The organism is uncultured Pseudoalteromonas sp., assembly GCF_963922945.1.
In the GTDB taxonomy this organism is placed as follows: domain Bacteria; phylum Pseudomonadota; class Gammaproteobacteria; order Enterobacterales; family Alteromonadaceae; genus Pseudoalteromonas.
On the sequence record NZ_CAWUKC010000081.1, the window covers coordinates 1 to 17776 of the forward strand.

The 17776-nt window shown below is 40.9% G+C and carries 18 protein-coding genes; 6 read left to right on the forward strand and 12 right to left on the reverse strand.

Annotated features, from left to right (window positions below; genetic code table 11):
• The 6 genes from AABI99_RS14675 to AABI99_RS14700 all read right to left on the reverse strand — a co-directional run.
• The coding region (locus AABI99_RS14675; RefSeq protein WP_338366733.1) for a tryptophan synthase subunit alpha at positions 1-197 on the reverse strand (197 nt) is incomplete at its 3' end.
• Positions 194-1378 (reverse strand): tryptophan synthase subunit beta, encoded by a 1185-nt coding sequence (gene trpB / locus AABI99_RS14680; protein WP_338366736.1) that lies wholly within the window; start codon positions 1376-1378, stop codon positions 194-196. The genes trpB and AABI99_RS14675, both read right to left, overlap by 4 nt.
• 7 nt (positions 1379-1385) lie before the next feature.
• Positions 1386-2750 (reverse strand): bifunctional indole-3-glycerol-phosphate synthase TrpC/phosphoribosylanthranilate isomerase TrpF, encoded by a 1365-nt coding sequence (gene trpCF / locus AABI99_RS14685; protein ID WP_338366739.1) that lies wholly within the window; start codon positions 2748-2750, stop codon positions 1386-1388.
• Positions 2743-3780 (reverse strand): anthranilate phosphoribosyltransferase, encoded by a 1038-nt coding sequence (trpD, locus tag AABI99_RS14690; RefSeq protein ID WP_338366741.1) that lies wholly within the window; start codon positions 3778-3780, stop codon positions 2743-2745. The genes trpCF and trpD overlap by 8 nt, the downstream gene beginning before the upstream one ends.
• Before the next feature lie 11 nt (positions 3781-3791).
• A complete protein-coding gene (locus AABI99_RS14695; protein WP_338366743.1) occupies positions 3792-4394 on the reverse strand; it encodes an aminodeoxychorismate/anthranilate synthase component II in 603 nt (200 codons plus the stop codon).
• A 1-nt stretch (position 4395) separates the two neighbouring features.
• Positions 4396-5964, reverse strand: a complete 1569-nt coding sequence (locus AABI99_RS14700; protein ID WP_338366745.1) for an anthranilate synthase component 1 — start codon at positions 5962-5964, stop codon at positions 4396-4398.
• Between the two features lie 445 nt (positions 5965-6409).
• On the opposite strand from AABI99_RS14700, the gene AABI99_RS14705 reads away from it, so the two are divergent.
• The 3 genes from AABI99_RS14705 to AABI99_RS14715 are packed head-to-tail and all read left to right on the forward strand — an operon-like array spanning position 6410 to position 8726.
• Entirely contained in the window at positions 6410-7264 is an 855-nt protein-coding gene (locus AABI99_RS14705; RefSeq protein ID WP_338366748.1) for a PHP domain-containing protein, read from the forward strand.
• The gene (locus AABI99_RS14710; RefSeq protein ID WP_338366750.1) at positions 7261-7881 is read left to right on the forward strand and encodes an L-threonylcarbamoyladenylate synthase; all 621 of its coding nucleotides are present in this window, start codon (positions 7261-7263) and stop codon (positions 7879-7881) included. The genes AABI99_RS14705 and AABI99_RS14710 overlap by 4 nt, the downstream gene beginning before the upstream one ends.
• A 5-nt stretch (positions 7882-7886) precedes the next feature.
• Positions 7887-8726 carry a ScpA family protein gene (locus tag AABI99_RS14715; protein WP_338366751.1) on the forward strand — a complete coding sequence of 280 codons (840 nt, stop codon included), beginning with the start codon at positions 7887-7889 and terminating at the stop codon, positions 8724-8726.
• A gap of 54 nt (positions 8727-8780) precedes the next feature.
• Here AABI99_RS14715 and AABI99_RS14720 read toward each other — a convergent pair whose 3' ends face one another.
• Positions 8781-9641, reverse strand: a complete 861-nt coding sequence (locus tag AABI99_RS14720; protein WP_338366753.1) for a transporter substrate-binding domain-containing protein — start codon at positions 9639-9641, stop codon at positions 8781-8783.
• Between the two features lie 131 nt (positions 9642-9772).
• A complete protein-coding gene (locus tag AABI99_RS14725) occupies positions 9773-9940 on the reverse strand; it encodes a hypothetical protein (protein ID WP_024033460.1) in 168 nt (55 codons plus the stop codon).
• 370 nt (positions 9941-10310) lie between these two features.
• Here AABI99_RS14725 and AABI99_RS14730 point away from each other — a divergent pair, with 370 nt between their 5' ends.
• Positions 10311-10856, forward strand: coding sequence for a hypothetical protein (locus AABI99_RS14730; RefSeq protein WP_338366757.1), 546 nt, complete (start codon positions 10311-10313; stop codon positions 10854-10856).
• Here AABI99_RS14730 and AABI99_RS14735 read toward each other — a convergent pair.
• Entirely contained in the window at positions 10853-11656 is an 804-nt protein-coding gene (locus AABI99_RS14735) for a hypothetical protein (RefSeq protein ID WP_338366763.1), read from the reverse strand. The two genes, AABI99_RS14730 and AABI99_RS14735, sit on opposite strands and share 4 nt — an antisense overlap.
• A gap of 166 nt (positions 11657-11822) precedes the next feature.
• Between AABI99_RS14735 and icd the strand changes: the two genes are divergently transcribed.
• Positions 11823-13073 carry an NADP-dependent isocitrate dehydrogenase gene (gene icd / locus AABI99_RS14740; protein ID WP_338366766.1) on the forward strand — a complete coding sequence of 417 codons (1251 nt, stop codon included), beginning with the start codon at positions 11823-11825 and terminating at the stop codon, positions 13071-13073.
• A gap of 12 nt (positions 13074-13085) precedes the next feature.
• On the opposite strand, the gene AABI99_RS14745 is transcribed toward icd, so the two are convergent.
• The 3 genes from AABI99_RS14745 to AABI99_RS14755 all read right to left on the reverse strand — a co-directional run bounded on the left by AABI99_RS14745 (position 13086) and on the right by AABI99_RS14755 (position 15502).
• On the reverse strand, positions 13086-13517 hold the full coding sequence (locus AABI99_RS14745) for a hypothetical protein (protein ID WP_338366768.1): 432 nt from the start codon (positions 13515-13517) through the stop codon (positions 13086-13088).
• Between the two features lie 388 nt (positions 13518-13905).
• Positions 13906-14235: a hypothetical protein gene (locus tag AABI99_RS14750; protein ID WP_338366770.1), complete on the reverse strand. Its 330-nt coding sequence runs from the start codon at positions 14233-14235 to the stop codon at positions 13906-13908.
• Positions 14236-14554: 319 nt separating this feature from the next.
• Positions 14555-15502 carry a LysR family transcriptional regulator gene (locus AABI99_RS14755; protein WP_338366772.1) on the reverse strand — a complete coding sequence of 316 codons (948 nt, stop codon included), beginning with the start codon at positions 15500-15502 and terminating at the stop codon, positions 14555-14557.
• Positions 15503-15883: 381 nt separating this feature from the next.
• Here AABI99_RS14755 and aceK point away from each other — a divergent pair, with 381 nt between their 5' ends.
• A complete protein-coding gene (aceK, locus tag AABI99_RS14760; RefSeq protein WP_338366774.1) occupies positions 15884-17659 on the forward strand; it encodes a bifunctional isocitrate dehydrogenase kinase/phosphatase in 1776 nt (591 codons plus the stop codon).
• Positions 17660-17776 lie beyond the last annotated feature (117 nt).

The window sequence follows — 17776 nt, forward strand, 5'->3', positions numbered from 1 at the left end:
CCATCAGCGATTGGATCCGAAAACGGAATACCTAGCTCGAGTGCGTCCGCGCCGCCATCAATTAAGCTTTTAATAATAGCTATACTTTGCTCTTTTCCTGGGTCACCAATGGTTACAAATGGTACAAATGCACCTTGTTTTTGCTCATTAAGCGCCGCAAAAGTTTTACCGTAACGATCTGTATTTAACTGGCTCATAGTTGACCTCCTTGTGATAACACACTGTGCACATGGGCTAAATCTTTGTCGCCACGACCACTTAAGTTAACCACTAAAATGCTTTCTTCTGTTTGCTCTTCGGCGTATTTTAGTGCATAAGCAAGAGCATGGCTTGATTCAAGCGCTGGGATAATACCTTCGTTTTTAGCAAGTGCTTGGAACGCATCAAGGGCTTCTGTATCGCTGATCCCCACATATTGAGCGCGGCCTGTTTCGTGTAAAAACGCATGCTGTGGCCCAACAGCTGGGTAGTCTAGACCGGCAGAGACCGAATAAGACTCTTCAATTTGGCCATCGTCATTTTGCATAATGTACGTATAGGTACCGTGCAGTATACCTTTAGTACCTTTACAAATAGTGGCGCCGTGCTCGTGAGTATCTAAGCCTTTACCAGCAGGCTCTACACCAATAAGTTTCACACTTGGCTCGTCGATAAAGTCAGTAAACATACCAATGGCGTTTGAACCACCGCCAACACAGGCTAATACAGCATCTGGTAAGCGACCTTCTGCCTCAAGAATTTGTTGTTTAGCCTCTTCACCAATCACTTTTTGATACTCACGTACAATTGTAGGGAATGGATGGGGGCCCGCTGCGGTGCCAAGTAAGTAATGCGCATCTTGGTAATTTGCAGACCAGTCGCGTAGGGCTTCGTTAACGGCATCTTTTAAAGTACCAGAGCCCGCAGTGACGGGTATTACTTCTGCGCCCATCAGTTTCATTCTAAATACATTGGGCTGTTGGCGCTCAACATCTTTTGCCCCCATATAAATGCGGCATTTTAAACCAAGAAGTGCACATGCTAATGCAGTTGCTACACCATGTTGGCCTGCGCCTGTTTCAGCAATCACTTCATTTTTACCCATACGTTTAGTTAGCAACGCTTGACCAAGTACTTGGTTGGTTTTGTGTGCGCCGCCGTGCAGTAAATCTTCACGTTTTAGGTAAAGTTTTACTTTAGGGTTTTTAATTAAATTACGCGTTAATGTAAGCGGCGTAGGGCGACCGGCATACTCGTTTAATAATTTTGTAAACTCAGCCTCAAACTCAGGATCATTTTGAGCTTTGTTAAATTCGTTTTCTAGCTGCTTAAGTGCAGGGACAAGTAGTTCAGGTACAAACATACCGCCAAACTCGCCAAAATAAGCTGGATTTTGCATTATAACCTCAATAATTTCTGATGCTTGTAAAAGCATTTTGTAATTTGATAGGGCACTTTTTACCCGCAGATTCTTCCACGCCTGAATTTAAATCAAGGCCTAGGGCACCTTGTAAAAGCGCATCTTTTATATTGTCTGGATTTAAGCCACCCGCTAGCATAAATGGGGTTGTTGCGTCGCGCAGCACTGCCCAATCGAACGCTTTACCTGTACCACCTGCTTGAGTATCGCTGTGGGTATCGTAAAGATGGCGGTCTACGCCTTTGGCTGGCGTTGGCAAAGTGTTTTTAATTGCCTGTGCTTTCCAAATTTCACACCCTTTAGGGAGCTTTGTACGCAAAGCTGCAATGTAATCGTCACTTTCATTTCCGTGTAATTGAACTGCGGCCAGTTTTAGCTCGTGGGCGTATTGTACCACTTGCTGCTCGCTGGCATTGACAAATACACCAATAAATTTCAGAGAGGCACTTTGAGTTATTTCTTTGGCACAATCTAGATCTACATAACGGGGGGATTTAGGATGAAATATAAGTCCACCATACACTGCGCCATTGTCGTAGGCTGCTTGCGCATCTTGGCTACGTGTTAAACCACATACTTTATTATCGCCAAAAATAACCTTTTTACAGGCTTGCTCTAAATCGGCCTCAGCCATTAACGAACTGCCTATTAAAAAGCCATCGCATAGTGGGGCTAAGCGTTTTACATCTTGATGGGTGTAAATACCTGACTCAGAAATAACCACTTTATCTTGTGGAATAAGCGTACGAAGTTTTTCGGTAGTAGCCAAGTCGGTACTCAAATCACGCAAGTTACGGTTATTAATACCAATAATTTGTGCATCGAGTGCAAGAGCGCGGTGTACTTCTTCTTCGTTACTTACTTCGGTTAATACCGACATGTTAAGTGAGTCGGCGACTGCATGTAGCGCTTTGTATTGCGCATCATCAAGCACTGATAGCATCAATAGTATGGCATCACCACCGTATATGCGTGCCAGATACACTTGGTATTCGTCAATAAAAAAGTCTTTACAAATAAGCGGTTGCTCTACTTGGCTACGCACAAATTCTAAATAATCAAAACTACCTTGAAAGTACTTAGCATCAGTAAGTACGCTCATGCAGGTGGCATATTTTTTATAAACAGAGGCAATCTCGGTTAAATCAAACGGCTCTCTAATCAGCCCTTTTGACGGAGATGCTTTTTTGCATTCTAAAATAAATTGTGTTCCCGGTGCAGCTAGCGCTTTATAAAAACTACGGCTAGTTGGAACGGCAAGGTGCTTAAAGCTCTCTAGTGGACGTGCGGCTTTACGCTCTATAAGCTCTTGTTTTTTATCAGCAACAATTTTGTCTAATACATTAGCCATGACTTACCTCAATAATTGCATTTAATGTGTCCATGGCTTTGCCTGAACTGAGTAATGATTTTACCTGTTGTGCGCCTTCTTTTAATGACTGTACTTTACCGCTTAAGTATAAAAGTGCAGCCACATTGACCACAATGGCAGCATTGTGCGCATCACTACCTTTACCTTGTAAAATGGCAAGGCTTGCATTTGCGTTGTATTGTGGGCCTTCACCTGCTAGTTGTTCAAGTGAATAGTTTGCAAGGTCAAAGTCGCTTGGGTTTAATGTGTATTGTGTTATCTCGCCATTGTTTAGCTCAACTACCTGTGTTGGGCCGTGTAGGGCGATTTCGTCAGTGCCAGAGCCGTGTACTATCATTGCGCGTTTAGTGCCTAATGTTTTAAGCGTTTGTGCCATTGGCATACATAACGATTCATCGTACACACCGAGTAATTGCACTTGTGGCGCAGCTGGGTTAGCAAGGGGGCCTAAAATGTTAAAAATGGTGCGTGTTTTAAGCGCAGTACGTACGCCCATTGCGTGGCGTACACCACTGTGATAGTGCGGAGCAAATAAAAAGGTAAAGTGGGTTTGCTCAAGGCATTGTGCAGCCTGAGCTGGACTCATATCTATATTAATCCCCAGTGCTTTTAATAAATCAGCAGAGCCTGAATTACTCGATACACTGCGATTACCATGTTTTACCATATTAATACCCGCGGCAGCTGCAACAATAGCCGCGGTAGTACTAATATTAATGGTATTTGAGCCATCGCCTCCGGTGCCGCAGCTATCGGCAAGTTGCGTGCGAGCGGTAGTAAAGGCAACAGCGTTTTGACGCATTGATGCAGCTGCACCGGCAATTTCATCGCTCACTTCGCCTTTCATTTTAAGACTAATAAGCAGTGCTGTGAGCTCTATATCGCTCATGTTACCTTGCATTATTTGGTTAAATAATGCATTTGATTGCTCGTAGTTAAGCGACTTGCCAAGTATAAGTTGCTCAATTGCAGATTGAACATTAATGGGCTGTTGTGTCTGTGTACTCATAATGTCCTCTATTAGTTGGTGCGCGTTAAATACGCAACACTTTGTTGAAGTAACATGGCACCATTTGGCGTAAGTATTGACTCAGGATGAAATTGATAACCCAACGCTTTATCGTCGTGGTGATATATAGCCATAGGAATATCGTCAAACTGTGCAATTACCTCAATATCTTCGGGTACCTTGGTTGCCATTAATGAATGGTAACGCGCTACAGGCATGGTGTTACCCATTCCTTCAAACACTGGGTGCGGGTTTAAATCAATGATTGATGACTTACCATGTACGGTCTCGCCCGCATGGCCGATTACTCCGCCATAACTTTGTGTAAGTGCTTGTTGCCCTAGGCAAATGCCTAGCATAGGAAAATGGCCTTTAGCCAGCTCGATTAATTCCATTAAACAACCTGCATCACTCGGTGCACCAGGACCTGGCGAAAGCACTAATAATACTTGGCCTTTCTCTTGTCGCATCTTATTAAAAATAACCTCTGCACTTATATTATTTCTATATACCACAAGCTCACAGCCGAGCATGCTTAGCTCATCAACTAAGTTGTAGCTAAACGAATCAAAATTATCTAAAAAGTATATTTTCATTGGGTTTGCTGTACTCATTTTATACCGCCTCATAAGTCGATTTTATGGCGGTGATCACCGCTTGGGCTTTAGCGCGGGTTTCGTTAGCTTCGGCTTGCGGATCAGAATCGTAAACAACACCTGCACCTGCTTGTACATACGCGGTATTATTTTTTACAAACGCTGAGCGAATAACAATGCAGCTATCCATTGCACCGTCACCCGTTAAATAGCCTACTGCGCCGCCATAACTACCACGGCGCTTGCCTTCGGTTTGCCTTACAAGCTCTGCAGCACGTACTTTAGGAGCGCCGACCAGCGTGCCCATGTTCATACACGCTTGGTATGCGTGCAATGCATCAAGCTCAGGCTTTAATGTGCCCACAACGCGAGAAACCAAGTGCATTACTTGCGAGTAGCGGTCTACTTTTAAAAGCTCTTTTGCATGGCGTGTACCAGCTATACTAATACGCGCCACATCGTTACGAGCTAAATCAACCAGCATTAAATGCTCAGCACGTTCTTTTTGATCGTTTCTTAGTTCAAGTTCAATACGACTGTCTAAGTCTGGGTTGATTGCGCCATTGGCAAATTTCCCACGTGGGCGAGTACCGGCAATAGGGTAAACTTCAACTTGTTTGCTATGCACTTCGTACTTAAGTGCCGATTCAGGAGAAGCGCCGAATAAAGCAAACTCTTCATCGCGCATATAAAACATATACGGGCTTGGGTTTTGTTTTTTAAGTTGGCTATACGCGTGCAATGAATCAGGGCAGGGCAATGAAAACGTACGCGAAGGCACAACCTGAAAAATATCACCATCAACAATGTTCTTTTTAAGCTTAACTACTTGCTCGCAGTACGTTTCATCACTTATATCAACACTTACATCGCAGGTGCCTGTTTGCAGTGGGGCACTAAATTCTTCTGCTTTATCGCATAAGGCATTTAACCGTTCAAGCTCTTTACCTACCTCAAAACAATTAGCGTGTACGTCGGGGCCATTAAACACATTACCAATAAGCTCGGTAGTTTGTTTTTGATGGTCGATAACCACTAAGGTTTCGGCTAAGTAAAAAACGTAGTCTGGACAGGTGTTTTCGCCATCGGGTACATCGCTTAGCTGCTCAAAATTCGCCACCATGTCGTAGGCAAATACACCGCCTAAAAATACCGAAAACGGGTTTTCGGTGGTGCTTTTGATACTGTTTATACAAGTACGTAACGCGCTAAATGCATTGTCGGCAACCAGTTTACTTGCCTCGTCAATGTCATTAGCGCCACCTTTATAAACAAGAGTTAGGCTTGTGTCGGTTAGGGTTGCATCACAGCTGTGTACATTGGCTTTTAAATACGGAAGTAACTGTTTTCCGTTATTAGATTGAGCACTTACCGTGACGGTTTTACCTTGGCAAACAATGCGCAGGGCGCAGTCAACTAAAATTAAACTTTTAACACTGTCTTTAGAATCAATTTCGGCTGATTCAAGCAGTAGCGAATTAGGCTTATCAAGTGCTGCATAAAGTGCAAGTGGGCTACTAATGTACTCGCGCACTTGCGTTATGCTTGTCACTTCGCCTGGTGTGGTAGTTATATGACTAAAAATCAAACCTCATTCCCTCAAAAAATAAAACCCCGCAATGCTTTTGCAATGCGGGGTTTGAATAACGATATCTAAATTACAAACAGATCATTACCGCCCCGCTATATCAGGCGCCACCACCAACGATGTGTAAGAGTAAGACCGTTATTCATGTTTTTTGCCTCAAAATAAAAATAAATACGTAAAATTTAGTTATAAAAAAACCCGCATAGTTGCGGGTTTTGAATATTTGCTAGACACGACAATTCATCACCCAAAATTATGAGTGCCACCACCAAATAGTGTTTTGAATTGAATTGTTCATTGTTGTTAGTTCTTAATGTGTCTTAAAGTGGCTACAGTAAAACGTATTTAGTAGTTTTGTGTCAAGTGTTTATTTAAAACAATTTAGTCAAAAAAGTTGGTATACTTGCATAAAGTCCTACTACCTTTAAATTTAAGCAGTTTTCTTTTGATAAAATACGATTTACACAGCCATACAACACATTCAGACGGGCACTTATCGGTCGAACAATTATTGCACCGCGCCGTAGAAAAAAATATTGATGTGTTTGCGATAACCGATCACGATACCGTGGCAGCCATTGCGCCGGCTAACGCGTTTATTGAGAGCGAAAACCTACCGCTTAAGCTTATTTCGGGTGTAGAAATTTCGACTAAGTGGGAAAGCTTTGAAATACATATTGTTGGGCTCAATATTGATATAAACAATAGTGCCCTTACATCATTGTTATTGGCGCAGCAACAAAAGCGTGATGAGCGAGCAATCGAAATTGGTAAAAGGCTGGCAAAAAACGGGTTTGATGGCATTTACGAACAAGCCAAATCTTTGGCTGCAAACGCGCAAATTACCCGCGCTCATTTTGCACGCGCTTTAATAGAGCGAGGGGTCGCTAAAAACTTCCCTGGGGTGTTTAAAAAATACCTCGGGCGCGCTAAAACGGGCTACGTTCCTAGCAAATGGTGTAATATGCAAACTGCTATTGAGGCAATCCATGCGGGCGGTGGTGTAGCAGTATTGGCTCACCCTGGTCGTTATAAAATGTCTAATAAATGGCTGCGCAAATTACTCGTTGAATTTAAACATGCAGGGGGAGACGCAATGGAAGTTGCACAACCACAACAGGCCCCTACAGAGCGACAGTTTTTAGGGCAATTGAGCCTAGAGTACGATTTATTGTGTTCGCAAGGCTCTGACTTTCATTTTCCAACTAGCTATTTAGAGCTAGGCAAAAACCTATACTTACCCAAAGGCTGCCAAGGGGTTTGGCAGATGTGGGAAGGGCAAGAAGGAGCATTATCATGAGTCAATTAATTCATATTCACCCAGCAAACCCACAGCCACGACTTGTTAGCCAAGCGGTTGATATTATAAAGCAGGGCGGGGTTGTCATTTACCCAACAGATTCGGGCTATGCCATAGGATGTAACCTCGGTAATAAGCAAGCAAAAGAGCGTATTGAACGTATTCGTGGTATCGAAAAGCACCATAACTTTACGCTGGTATGCCGTGATTTATCTGAGCTTGCAACGTATGCCCGTGTAGATAACCAAATGTTTAGGCTTATTAAAAATAATACGCCAGGGCCATACACCTTTATTTTTAAAGGCACAAAAGAGGTGCCAAAGCGGTTATTAAACGATAAGAAAAAAACCATAGGTATGCGCGTTACAGAGCACCCTATTGCCTGTGCATTACTTGCAGAGCTTGGGGAGCCGTTAATGTCGTGTTCGTTAATTTTACCTGGCGAAGAGTTTACAGAATCAGATCCAGATGAAATTTTAACGCGATTAGATAAACACGTAGATTTAATTATTGACGGCGGACACCTCGCAGAGCAAGCAACCACAGTCATTGACCTATCAGAAGATGATGTTCACATTTTACGTGTAGGCTGTGGCGATACAAGCCCGTTTGAGTAACCTGTGTGAGTGATACCACCCCCCGTGTAAAGAATACCGAAAATGAGCCAGTGCAGCAAAAGCTGCCACTGGCTTTTTTGCATGGTAAAGCCGTTGTAGATAAACCCGAAGACTTGTACATTCCACCCGATGCTCTTGAGGTTATTTTAGAAACTTTTGAAGGCCCGCTGGATTTACTGCTGTATTTAATCAAAAAACATAAGTTAGATGTGCTCGAACTCTCTATATTTAGTATTACTGAGCAATATGTTAGTTATGTAGAAATGATGAGCGAGTTCCATTTAGAGCTAGCTGGCGAGTACTTGGTTATGGCCGCGTTATTGGCGCAAATAAAATCACGTTTGTTATTGCCTGTGCACGAGGAGCTCGAAGAAGAGGAAGACCCCCGCGCAGAGCTGATTAAGCGTTTGCAAGAGTACGAGCAGTTTAAAAAAGCAGCCGAAAATATAGATGCTATTCCCCGTGTTGGCCGTGATATTTTTGTAGCAAATGCGAGCATGCCGGTCAATGAAAATACCAGCAAAAACCTGCCAGAGCTGGAATTAAAAGATTTAATGTTAGCACTGAGCGATGTAATGGCGCGCGCTAAAACATATGAACATCACCAAGTAACTGCAGAAGCACTTTCTACCCGTGAGCGTATGAGCCAAATTTTAGCTTTGCTCAGTAAAGAGAAAAAAGCGCTGCCCTTTAGTCACTTATTTACTTTTAGTGAAGGAAGAAGCGGTGTTGTGGTGAGCTTTATTGCTATGCTTGAGCTTATAAAAGAAGGCTTAATTAGCTGTTTGCAAGTATCACCTGATAGCCTGATTTATATTGAACTCATCGATGCTCAAAGCTGCTAAATATTATAAATACCAGTAAGAAGTAAAATGCAGTGATGCGATACAAACAACCCTTTAATTTTGAGTGGAATTATTTTTAGTAGAGCGAACTCGTGACTCTAATAAAGGTTTTAAATGCTCAGGTAACCAGCGTAACATGACTTGGTGGTATTGCTCTGTTTGCTTAATTTTTTTTAATTGCTCATCTAATAGTTGAATGTTTTTAGCACCCTGCTCATTTTTAGTGCAGCCAATGTAGCCATAACTTAGCGGCGGGGCCTCAACAATTGCTCGCTGAGTGAGGTTTTCTTCAAAGTACATAGATTTTGCTAGGTAATGGTGCTCACTTGGGTACCCTAATAAAATATCTAAACGCTTTAAGTTAAGCATATAGGTAAGGCTTGCCAAGCTGTTGCGTGTAGGGCGAATAACAATATTTATATCTGGGGTGTTATTTATAACCTTATCGAGCGCTTCACCGTAGGAGCGATTCATTGATACACCTAATGTAAGCTTTTTTTCTGCCAGTAAGTCATGCAAAGATACCGCCTCGCCATTTGCTACTCCAAGCGATTTTGCTAACCCTTTGTGCATAGCAATAGAAGGTGACAGCCCTGTTGTTGAGCTGTGCTCGCTAAAGTGGATAAAGCTTTTTCTAAATTCATTTTTATAAAGCGAGAGCGCGCAATGTGTCGCAGATTTATTAGCAAGTTCTTGAATAGCTCTGCCAGAGGGGATGACAACGCGTTTAAAAGTAACGTGAGGAAGTTGTTGCTCGAGCAAAGTTATAACGCTTTCATCGCGACCTTGGTGTTGGTATTTGCCATTTAAAATGTAATAGGGCGCAAAGTCGTGCGTTAGCCAGTTAATTGTGTGGGCGTAACTGTGCGAAGAAATGCTTAAATACAAGGCGATACACAAAAATGCACGGAGCATTACTATAACTACCTAAGACAATGAAATTATTGCTATTGTAGTCAATTAAGCACAACAAAGTAAAATGCCAGCTATAAAGCTGGCACATTTTATTAGTATTATCTGCTTGGGCAGTTAATAGTTCGCTATGATTAGTTGGCTTTTAACCACTTTACAAATTCACGCGCTTCACTTGCTTTTTGAAACATGGCGTTTTTCAAACCTTGTGTATCGCTAAAAATAACACGTTGTTTGTTTACAGAAATTGATTGCACCGGATGGGCAATTTGGATCATAGATCCGTTGTATTTATAAGACATAATAAAACTCACTTTATTCTTGTTATTTACACTGCGCTATTTTTTATAGCCAAATGCAGTTAATAAATTAACGGTGTTGTGTTTAGCTTCATTATAGTGTTGACGATCTTTATGACACTTTTGCGATGATATTAAAAAAATCATCAAGGTATTAATAGGGGTTCTCGCCGTACAATAACTTAGCTTTTAAATATACGTTTTGCGGGGCTTACTGGATCAGGGTAAAAAGGTTAACCGCGATGGTTTTTTAAGACCAGAGAAGAAAATTAACCTAAATAAAAAATGTGTGCAAGCTATTTATTTAAAAATTATTTATACTTAATTTTATCAACTGCTTAAAAGCATGGGTTTTAACCATAAAAAGGTAAGTATGAATTACATAATAGTCAGCGATATTTATGGTTTAACAGCACCTTTAATGAGGTTGTTAGAAATTATGCAAGCCAATACAGAGGTTATAGACCCCTATAAAGGAGAACTGCAACCCATTGATAGTGAAAAGTATTATTATAATAAATTTATAAATGACTGCGGCCATGACAATTACGTAGCTAAGCTCTTAAATGTATTTAATAACCTTAAAGAGCCCACAACGTGCATAGGGTTTAGTGCAGGGGCAAGTGCCGCGTGGCGTGCGCAGTTATTAACAGGCAATCCACACCTAAAAAAGTTGATAGGCTTTTACCCTTCACAAATTAGAAATCATTTAGATATTTCGGCAAAAGTACCTTGTACGTTTATTTTTCCACATACCGAAATGCATTTTAATGTTGATGAAGTGATAAGTGTTTTAGCCAGTAGAAGCCACGTTACGTGTATTAAAGCAGCGCTTTTACACGGCTTTATGAATGCTTACTCAAATAATTACGATAGCAAAGCGTATGATGAGTATTGCGCACTTATTAAAAGCCTTTAAAGTGTATTTAACTGCGTTTTAGTAATAACAGGAAAGTCGGTGCGCGTATTATATTGTGCGTACAAGGTACTAAAAATACTACTGCGCGAGAGCTTATCAAGATCTGTTATTAGCGTTTTAGCACTCGCACGCGCAGCCCTGCAGCATAGTTGGTACTGTTTTATTATAGCGGCCACGCTTTTACCTTGTTTTTGAAGGGCTAAATCGGCTTCTACAAAAAATGCGGCTCCAGTCCAATAAACGCGTTGTTGTGCGCGTTGCTGCCACATATCACTTGAAAGCTTATTAAGCGGCTGCCGCTTTGTTTTAGTTTGTAAGCGTGCTCGCTCAAACCCTGCGTTCAGGCGCTGAACAAATTGCGCTTGGCTGATGACACCGCTGTTGCGCATTATTACGTTTTGCATGTAACTAGCAAACCCTTCGCTGAGCCAAAAGCCTGAGTAAGGCAGCAATGGTAGATATAAATGTGAAAGCTCATGGTAGAGCGTCCAATCTTTTGTAAAAGCATTTAAACTTGCGTATCGGTCAATATGCAGCTCTAATCCATCGGGATTATGGCGTTTTACGCTAGCCCATGGCACGGGTTCAAAAGCAAAATATTGTGGCTTTAAATAAATAGGTAAGGTGGTTTGTTGTAATGGGCCTAAGGTATTTTGTGTTTTTTTGAGGCTCTGATTTACCCATATTGATACCGTTTTTTGGCCCTTAGTCGTAAGCGAGTCTAAATTATGAATAACCACATCAACAGCTGAGACTTTTAAAGAACACATTAATAGTAATAATAGCCAAAACAACTTCATTTATACCTCCGCAATACACGCTTGATACTAGACCCATTATTTACATAATTAAGCACACGTAATTCGTTATTTTTTTAACTAATATCAATTATAAAAAGCAAATTGCATACATGATCAATTAAGCATGATTTAATCAGCTAACACTATTTCTAGTATAGGTATTACCATGGCTTATCAGCATATTAAAATCCCTGAGCACGGAGAAAATATTACTATTGATGCTAAAGGCCAATGGCATGTGCCTGTAAACCCTATTATTGCTTATATTAATGGTGACGGGGTTGGGCAAGAGGTCACACCGGCCATGCAGCATGTGGTGAATAATGCCATTGCGCACTGTTATTTTGGGGAGCGAAAAATTCACTGGATGCAAGTATATAACGGCGAGCAAGCAGCAAAGTTATATGATGGCGATTGGTTTCCAGAGGAGACGATTAACGCAGTACGTGCTTGTAAAATAGCAATTAAAGGGCCGTTAACGACACCTCTTGGCGGCGGTTTTCGCTCATTAAATGTGGCGCTAAGACACGAAATGGATTTATTTGTAAATATGCGCACTGTTAAAGGGTTAAGTGCGTTGCCATCGCCGTTAAAAAACCCATTTTTAACGGCGATAACAGTGCTGCGTGATAGCAGCGAAGATGTCTATTCAGGAATAGAGTGGCAAGCCGGCAGCGTAGAGAGTGAGAAAATGCTCGACTTTTTATGTGAAGAAATGGGCGTAACGCGTCTAAGGTTTTCACAAGAGTGTGGCATAGGTATAAAAAATATATCTAAAGAAGGCGCTGAGCGCCTAGTACGCTATGCAATTAATTACGCCCTTAAAAATAACAGCGAATCGTTAACGCTTGTCCATAAAGGGAACGTGCTTAAATTTACCGATGGCGCCTTTAAACGTTGGGGTTTTGCTTTGGCTCAAAATGAGTTTAATGCTACCCCACACGAAAACGGACGCTGGCTTGAAATAGCACGCACTAATAAATCGCCTTTAATTATTAAAGAAGTGATAGCCGATAACATGCTGCAACAATGTTTAATGCACCCAGAGCAATTTGATGTGGTGGCAACCACAAACCAAAATGGCGATTTTTTAGCAGATATGCTCAGCGCACAAGTTGGCGGAATGGGCATTATGCCGGCTGCTAATTTAAATAACGAGGTGGCATTTTTTGAGCCAACTCATGGCACGTTTGAAAGAATAGCAGGGCAAAACAAAGCAAACCCAAGTAGCAGTATTTTAAGTGCTGTTTTAATGCTTAAGTTTATGGGCTGGGATGAGGCAGCAACGCTGATTGAAAAAGCGCTCGAACAAGCACTTAAAAGTGGTAATGTAACCTTTGATTTAGCACAAAATAGTAATAACTCGACAACCCTAAGCTGCAGTGACTTTGCACAAAAGGTTATCGAGTATTTTTAAGCAAATCCATTATTAGGCCGCTGTGGCTGTTTTTGCCTTGTGAACACAGGGGCGATTAGTAAGCTGTGCAGCGCGGTGGTAAATATCGTGTGCATTAGGTTCGTCACACTGTGTACCGCTAAGCGTATCCATTAATGCAACTACAATAATAGCGGGAACTTGGCAGCAGTATTCATCAAGTACTGCCTCCGTTGTTTGTGCATCTACGTGGCAAAGCGGGTGGTTTTTACGCTGGTACGCATGCAGTAGCGTATCTACTTCTAAAATGTCATCGGGCTGGTGCTTGGTTTTACGGCATTTACAACCAAACTCATCAACCAAGGTAGCAAGTGCTTGGTATATCTGTGCGGCATTGGTGTTAGTGCATAACTGCTGGGTAATAAACTGATGTAAATTAGCATCAATAAATAATCCGTCTTGTTGTGTGAAGCTTGATGTTGTCATAATCATTACTCTTAGTTTGTTGGCTTAACTTCACTCTAGCGCTAAGTGTATTATTAATGAAATTGTTGTTTTTAATAACTGATATTGATTTTATCAATAGTAAATAATAGTTAACTGAAAAGTGCTTTAATCCCAGCTAAGAGGCTTAATTAAAGTGGTGCAAAAACCTATAAAAATGCACAAAACTGGGACACACTAAATAATAATTAAAATTATAATTTTAATAGGTTATTGATTGTAAATGTTTTTATTTTTTTTGGTGGGTTGGCATCAAGGTTGCTAAATATAAAGGGTAGGGTTCACTCCTATTTCTACGATTTCAAAAGCGTCATGGTATTTTCCCAAAGTTGAATACCATGGCGCTTTTTTATTTTGGATTTATATATTATTAGGCACTTTTATATTTAAACTCAAACGAAACTATTGCGGCCAATACTCCGGCTGTCGCTAATATTGCAGCGCTAAAAAGCATCTCCCATAATAATTTTTTCATCAAAAGTGCCTGATGAATGTTTTTAAATATCACGGCCCAAGTTTGTTCAAAGTTATATAAATGAACAATTTCATGGACTTCGTATATAAAAGTACCTAACCCACTCAAAAAGTATAAAAGCGCTATATATACTAAAAGTCGTGCAGTAAATAAGAGAGTTTGTAAATTATCCGTTTTAAGTTGAGAGAAAGGAACAAAGCTAATTTTGGTAGCTCTGCTCATCATAAGTGAACACTTTAAATATAGGTATTGATACATAAACTTCCTTTTTTATGTAGTAAGTTTTGCTTAACGAGTACTTAAACTTATTTATTTTGACTAAGTTGAGTGTAATAGAGTACCTAATTTGGGTCAAATCTTTGAAAGATGCTGTATTAAAGAGTAGACAGTATTTTTAGATAGCGTTTTTAAGCTTTCGTAAAGCGGTGTTAGTGTTAATTTATAAAGCAATCAATTAGCTAGATCACTGCGTGAGTCAGTGCGTAATAAAAATTGCGGGTTAGGGCCTTGAGCTCTGAACACAAGTATTAAGAATTTATCTTTATTACCTATCAGCCACTGTTTTAGCAAACTCAAGCAACTCACGGCGTAACCACTGGTGTGCGGGAGCATGGTGAAGTAGTGGGCTCCATATCATTTTTACCTCAATAGGGACTATTTGAAACGGTACTGGGCTAATGACTAAATCGGTATGCGTGGTTAATAATTTAGCCTGCCTGCGCGGCAAGGTGGCAATAAGTTGCTCAGATTGGCATAGCAAACTTGCAATCATGTAGTGGCGGGTAAACACCCGTATTTTTCGGGTTTGCTCTAATTGCCAAAGTGCTTCGTCTACCCAGCCTAGCTTTTGCTTGCCTGATTTATTGGTAACGGCGGCTTCTGGGCCCCAACCAGCACGGTTTACCCAAATATGTTCTTTTTGCAGGTAATCATCAAGGCTTAAATGCTGTAAAAAGGTATTTTTAGGGTGGGTTAAACAGCAGTAATTATCTCGCCAAACGCTGGCTTGATGAAACGAGCGTGGTAGACCGTTAAATCGATTAATAGCTAAATCGATAGTGCCTTTTTCCATATCTTGTAGGTTGACATCGCTTGGACTAAGTACATCAAAATTAATCCCAGGGTTTTTAGTTAACTGCTCAGTAATAAAGGGGGCAATTAAGGTCGACTCCATGTAGTCGTTTGCCATTATTCTAAAGGTCACCTCTGCCGTTGCTGGGTTAAATTGCTCACTGGGCTGAGTAATCGCCTCTGCCATTTTTAAAAGCGACTCTATTTCAGGCTTTAAGCTAAGTGCTTTGCTGGTGGGGGTCATAGAGCCTGCGGCACGCACAAGTAGCGGGTCGTCAAATAAATCACGTAATCGTTTAAGTGCGTTACTCATGGCAGGTTGTGTTAGCGCGAGTTTATTAGCCGCTTTTGAGACACTTTTTTCATCAATGAGCACATTTAAGTACACTAATAAGTTGAGATCGACGTTACGTATATTCATGTGGGCGTGTTGGCCTTTCAGGGTTGAAATTTGTTCAATCTAGGGACGGTTAAATCGCGGCGCGAGATTTGCCACCTAGTGGGCTAAGTAAAAATCGTGCAACAAAGAGTTAATCGTCCCTAGGAAGAACCCTCTGGGCAGTGTGTATTTGGCCTTTATGCGGCGTTAAAGTACATTTATGAGGAGTAACCACACTACATGTGCTTTGCCTTACTTAAAAGCCAAATTCACGGCTGCAAAATTAACCTCGAAAGGTCAATACGCCCAATAAATTTTATTTATATGCTTTATTAATTACCTAAATTAAAGCCTGCTTGCTAAGGTGTAAACAATTAATAAAAAATAACCGCTATAAGTGGTAAAAATAAAAGTGTTGTAACCATGTCAAAATCGTTAGCTAATCAATCCAATAATGCGCTACAGCAAGTTATTGCTACTAAGTTGGCCCGCGCTGTTTTTGCAGGCTTTGAAGCCATGTTTGCGCAGTTTTTAAATATTACCCTAGGTGCGCAAAGCCGGTTTGAACAACAAAAGTATCACGATGTGCAAACTGCCATGCGAGAGCGCTTACAAGTGTACGAGCGGGAAGTAAAAAATGTTAGTGAAGCCGTACGTGTAATTGCTCATGCTGAACTTAATTGCTCGCAAACATGGCAGCTTGCTAAAAATATATACGGCGATATGGTGCAAAATCATGAAAACAAACCCATAGCACATACCTTTTTTAATTCTACCTTTGGTGCAATTTGGGATGATAAAAAAATTCGTACCGTACACTTGTTTGTATTAAAGGCAAAGTACAGAAGCGAGCCGCGTTCGTACGAAAATTTAGTCAGCCGAATTTCGTTTAAAGATGGGTTTAACCACGCTGTAAAAACGCTCATTACCCGCCAAGCATTTAGAGTGCCTTTTAGTCATTTAGACGCCGATTTACAGGCCTTGCAAACAACCTTAATGGCCGGTGCAAAGCAGCAATGTAAACAAGTGTATCAGCTTATAAATTTAAATAATGGATATATAGAATACGCAAACTCATTGTTTTTTAGAAACAAAGCCTGTTACTTAATAGGGCGCTGCATTGCTAAAAATGGTGATAACATGCCGTTTGCCATTGCCATATTAAATACTGATAAAGGGTTAAAGCTTGATGCCGTAATGATGGGCGCCGATCAGTTAAGTTTATTGTTTGGTTTTGCACGTACCTATTTTATGGTTGATACCGACCAGCCCGCACGTTATGTCGATTACTTAAGCGTGCTGATGCCTCATAAAAAACGTTTTGAATTATTTAATGCGATTGGCTTTATTAAGCATGCCAAAACAGAGTTTTATCGTTACAAAGTTGATACCACTAAAAATAGCCCAGCTAGTTTAAAATACGTAACTGCACCAGGTACACCCGGTATGGTTATGCTGGTATTTACCATTGAAGGGCTAGATTACGTTTATAAAGTAATAAAAGATAAATTCAGTGCACCAAAAACAGCCACCAAAGCGCAAGTAAAAGATAAATACAACTTTGTAAAACAAGCCGACCGCGTAGGGCGCTTAGTTGATACACACGAATTTAGGTATTTAGCGTTCGACCTCAGCCGCTTTAGCGACGAGTTACTCAAGCAAATGAAAGCTCAAATTGGCAGCAGCATGGTTATATCAGGCAAGGCGCTTATTTTAAAGCACGTGTATGTTGAGCGCAAAATGACGCCGCTTAATTTATACATTAATCACTGCTCTAATAAAGCATTGCAACAGGTTATGACCGATTACGGTAAAGCGATTAAAGACTTAGCAGGTGCTAATATATTCCCAGGGGATATGCTAATGAAAAACTTTGGTGTAACTCGTTGGGGTCGTGTGGTTTTTTACGACTATGATGAAATTTGCCCGCTTACTGATTGTCACTTTAGAGAGGTACCTACTGCGCAAAACGCGCTTGAGGAGTTAAGCGCCAACAGTTATTTTGATATAGCAGAGAGCGATATTTTCCCCAGCCAGTTTAAGGTGTTTTTTAGTGCAAACGAAACGGCATTTAACTATTTTAACGATGAACATAGCGATCTGTTTTTAGCCGATTTTTGGCAAGCTTGCCAACAACAAATAAAAGCAGGCTTTTTACCTGACGTATACCCGTACAAACAAAGCTGGCGGTTTAAATAAAAATAACTAACCCCATGTCTAACTAGGGCCTGTTTATCTTTTGAGGTTAAATTTGCAGCCGCCTGTTTGGTAATTAGGCAAGGCAGAGCCTATGCAGTGTGGTTGTTCCCCATAAAT

Excerpts from the sequence above, each read along its gene's own strand:
- icd (WP_338366766.1), top strand. The coding sequence starts at position 11,823 with ATGGCTTATCAGCATATTAAAATCCCTGAGCACGGAGAAAATATTACT.
- AABI99_RS14755 (WP_338366772.1), bottom strand. The coding sequence starts at position 15,502 with ATGAATATACGTAACGTCGATCTCAACTTATTAGTGTACTTAAATGTG.
- AABI99_RS14750 (WP_338366770.1), bottom strand. The coding sequence starts at position 14,235 with ATGATGAGCAGAGCTACCAAAATTAGCTTTGTTCCTTTCTCTCAACTT.
- AABI99_RS14735 (WP_338366763.1), bottom strand. The coding sequence starts at position 11,656 with ATGAAGTTGTTTTGGCTATTATTACTATTAATGTGTTCTTTAAAAGTC.
- AABI99_RS14720 (WP_338366753.1), bottom strand. The coding sequence starts at position 9,641 with ATGCTCCGTGCATTTTTGTGTATCGCCTTGTATTTAAGCATTTCTTCG.
- AABI99_RS14745 (WP_338366768.1), bottom strand. The coding sequence starts at position 13,517 with ATGACAACATCAAGCTTCACACAACAAGACGGATTATTTATTGATGCT.
- AABI99_RS14730 (WP_338366757.1), top strand. The coding sequence starts at position 10,311 with ATGAATTACATAATAGTCAGCGATATTTATGGTTTAACAGCACCTTTA.
- AABI99_RS14710 (WP_338366750.1), top strand. The coding sequence starts at position 7,261 with ATGAGTCAATTAATTCATATTCACCCAGCAAACCCACAGCCACGACTT.
- trpD (WP_338366741.1), bottom strand. The coding sequence starts at position 3,780 with ATGAGTACACAGACACAACAGCCCATTAATGTTCAATCTGCAATTGAG.
- AABI99_RS14725 (WP_024033460.1), bottom strand. The coding sequence starts at position 9,940 with ATGTCTTATAAATACAACGGATCTATGATCCAAATTGCCCATCCGGTG.
- aceK (WP_338366774.1), top strand. The coding sequence starts at position 15,884 with ATGTCAAAATCGTTAGCTAATCAATCCAATAATGCGCTACAGCAAGTT.
- trpB (WP_338366736.1), bottom strand. The coding sequence starts at position 1,378 with ATGCAAAATCCAGCTTATTTTGGCGAGTTTGGCGGTATGTTTGTACCT.
- trpCF (WP_338366739.1), bottom strand. The coding sequence starts at position 2,750 with ATGGCTAATGTATTAGACAAAATTGTTGCTGATAAAAAACAAGAGCTT.
- AABI99_RS14695 (WP_338366743.1), bottom strand. The coding sequence starts at position 4,394 with ATGAGTACAGCAAACCCAATGAAAATATACTTTTTAGATAATTTTGAT.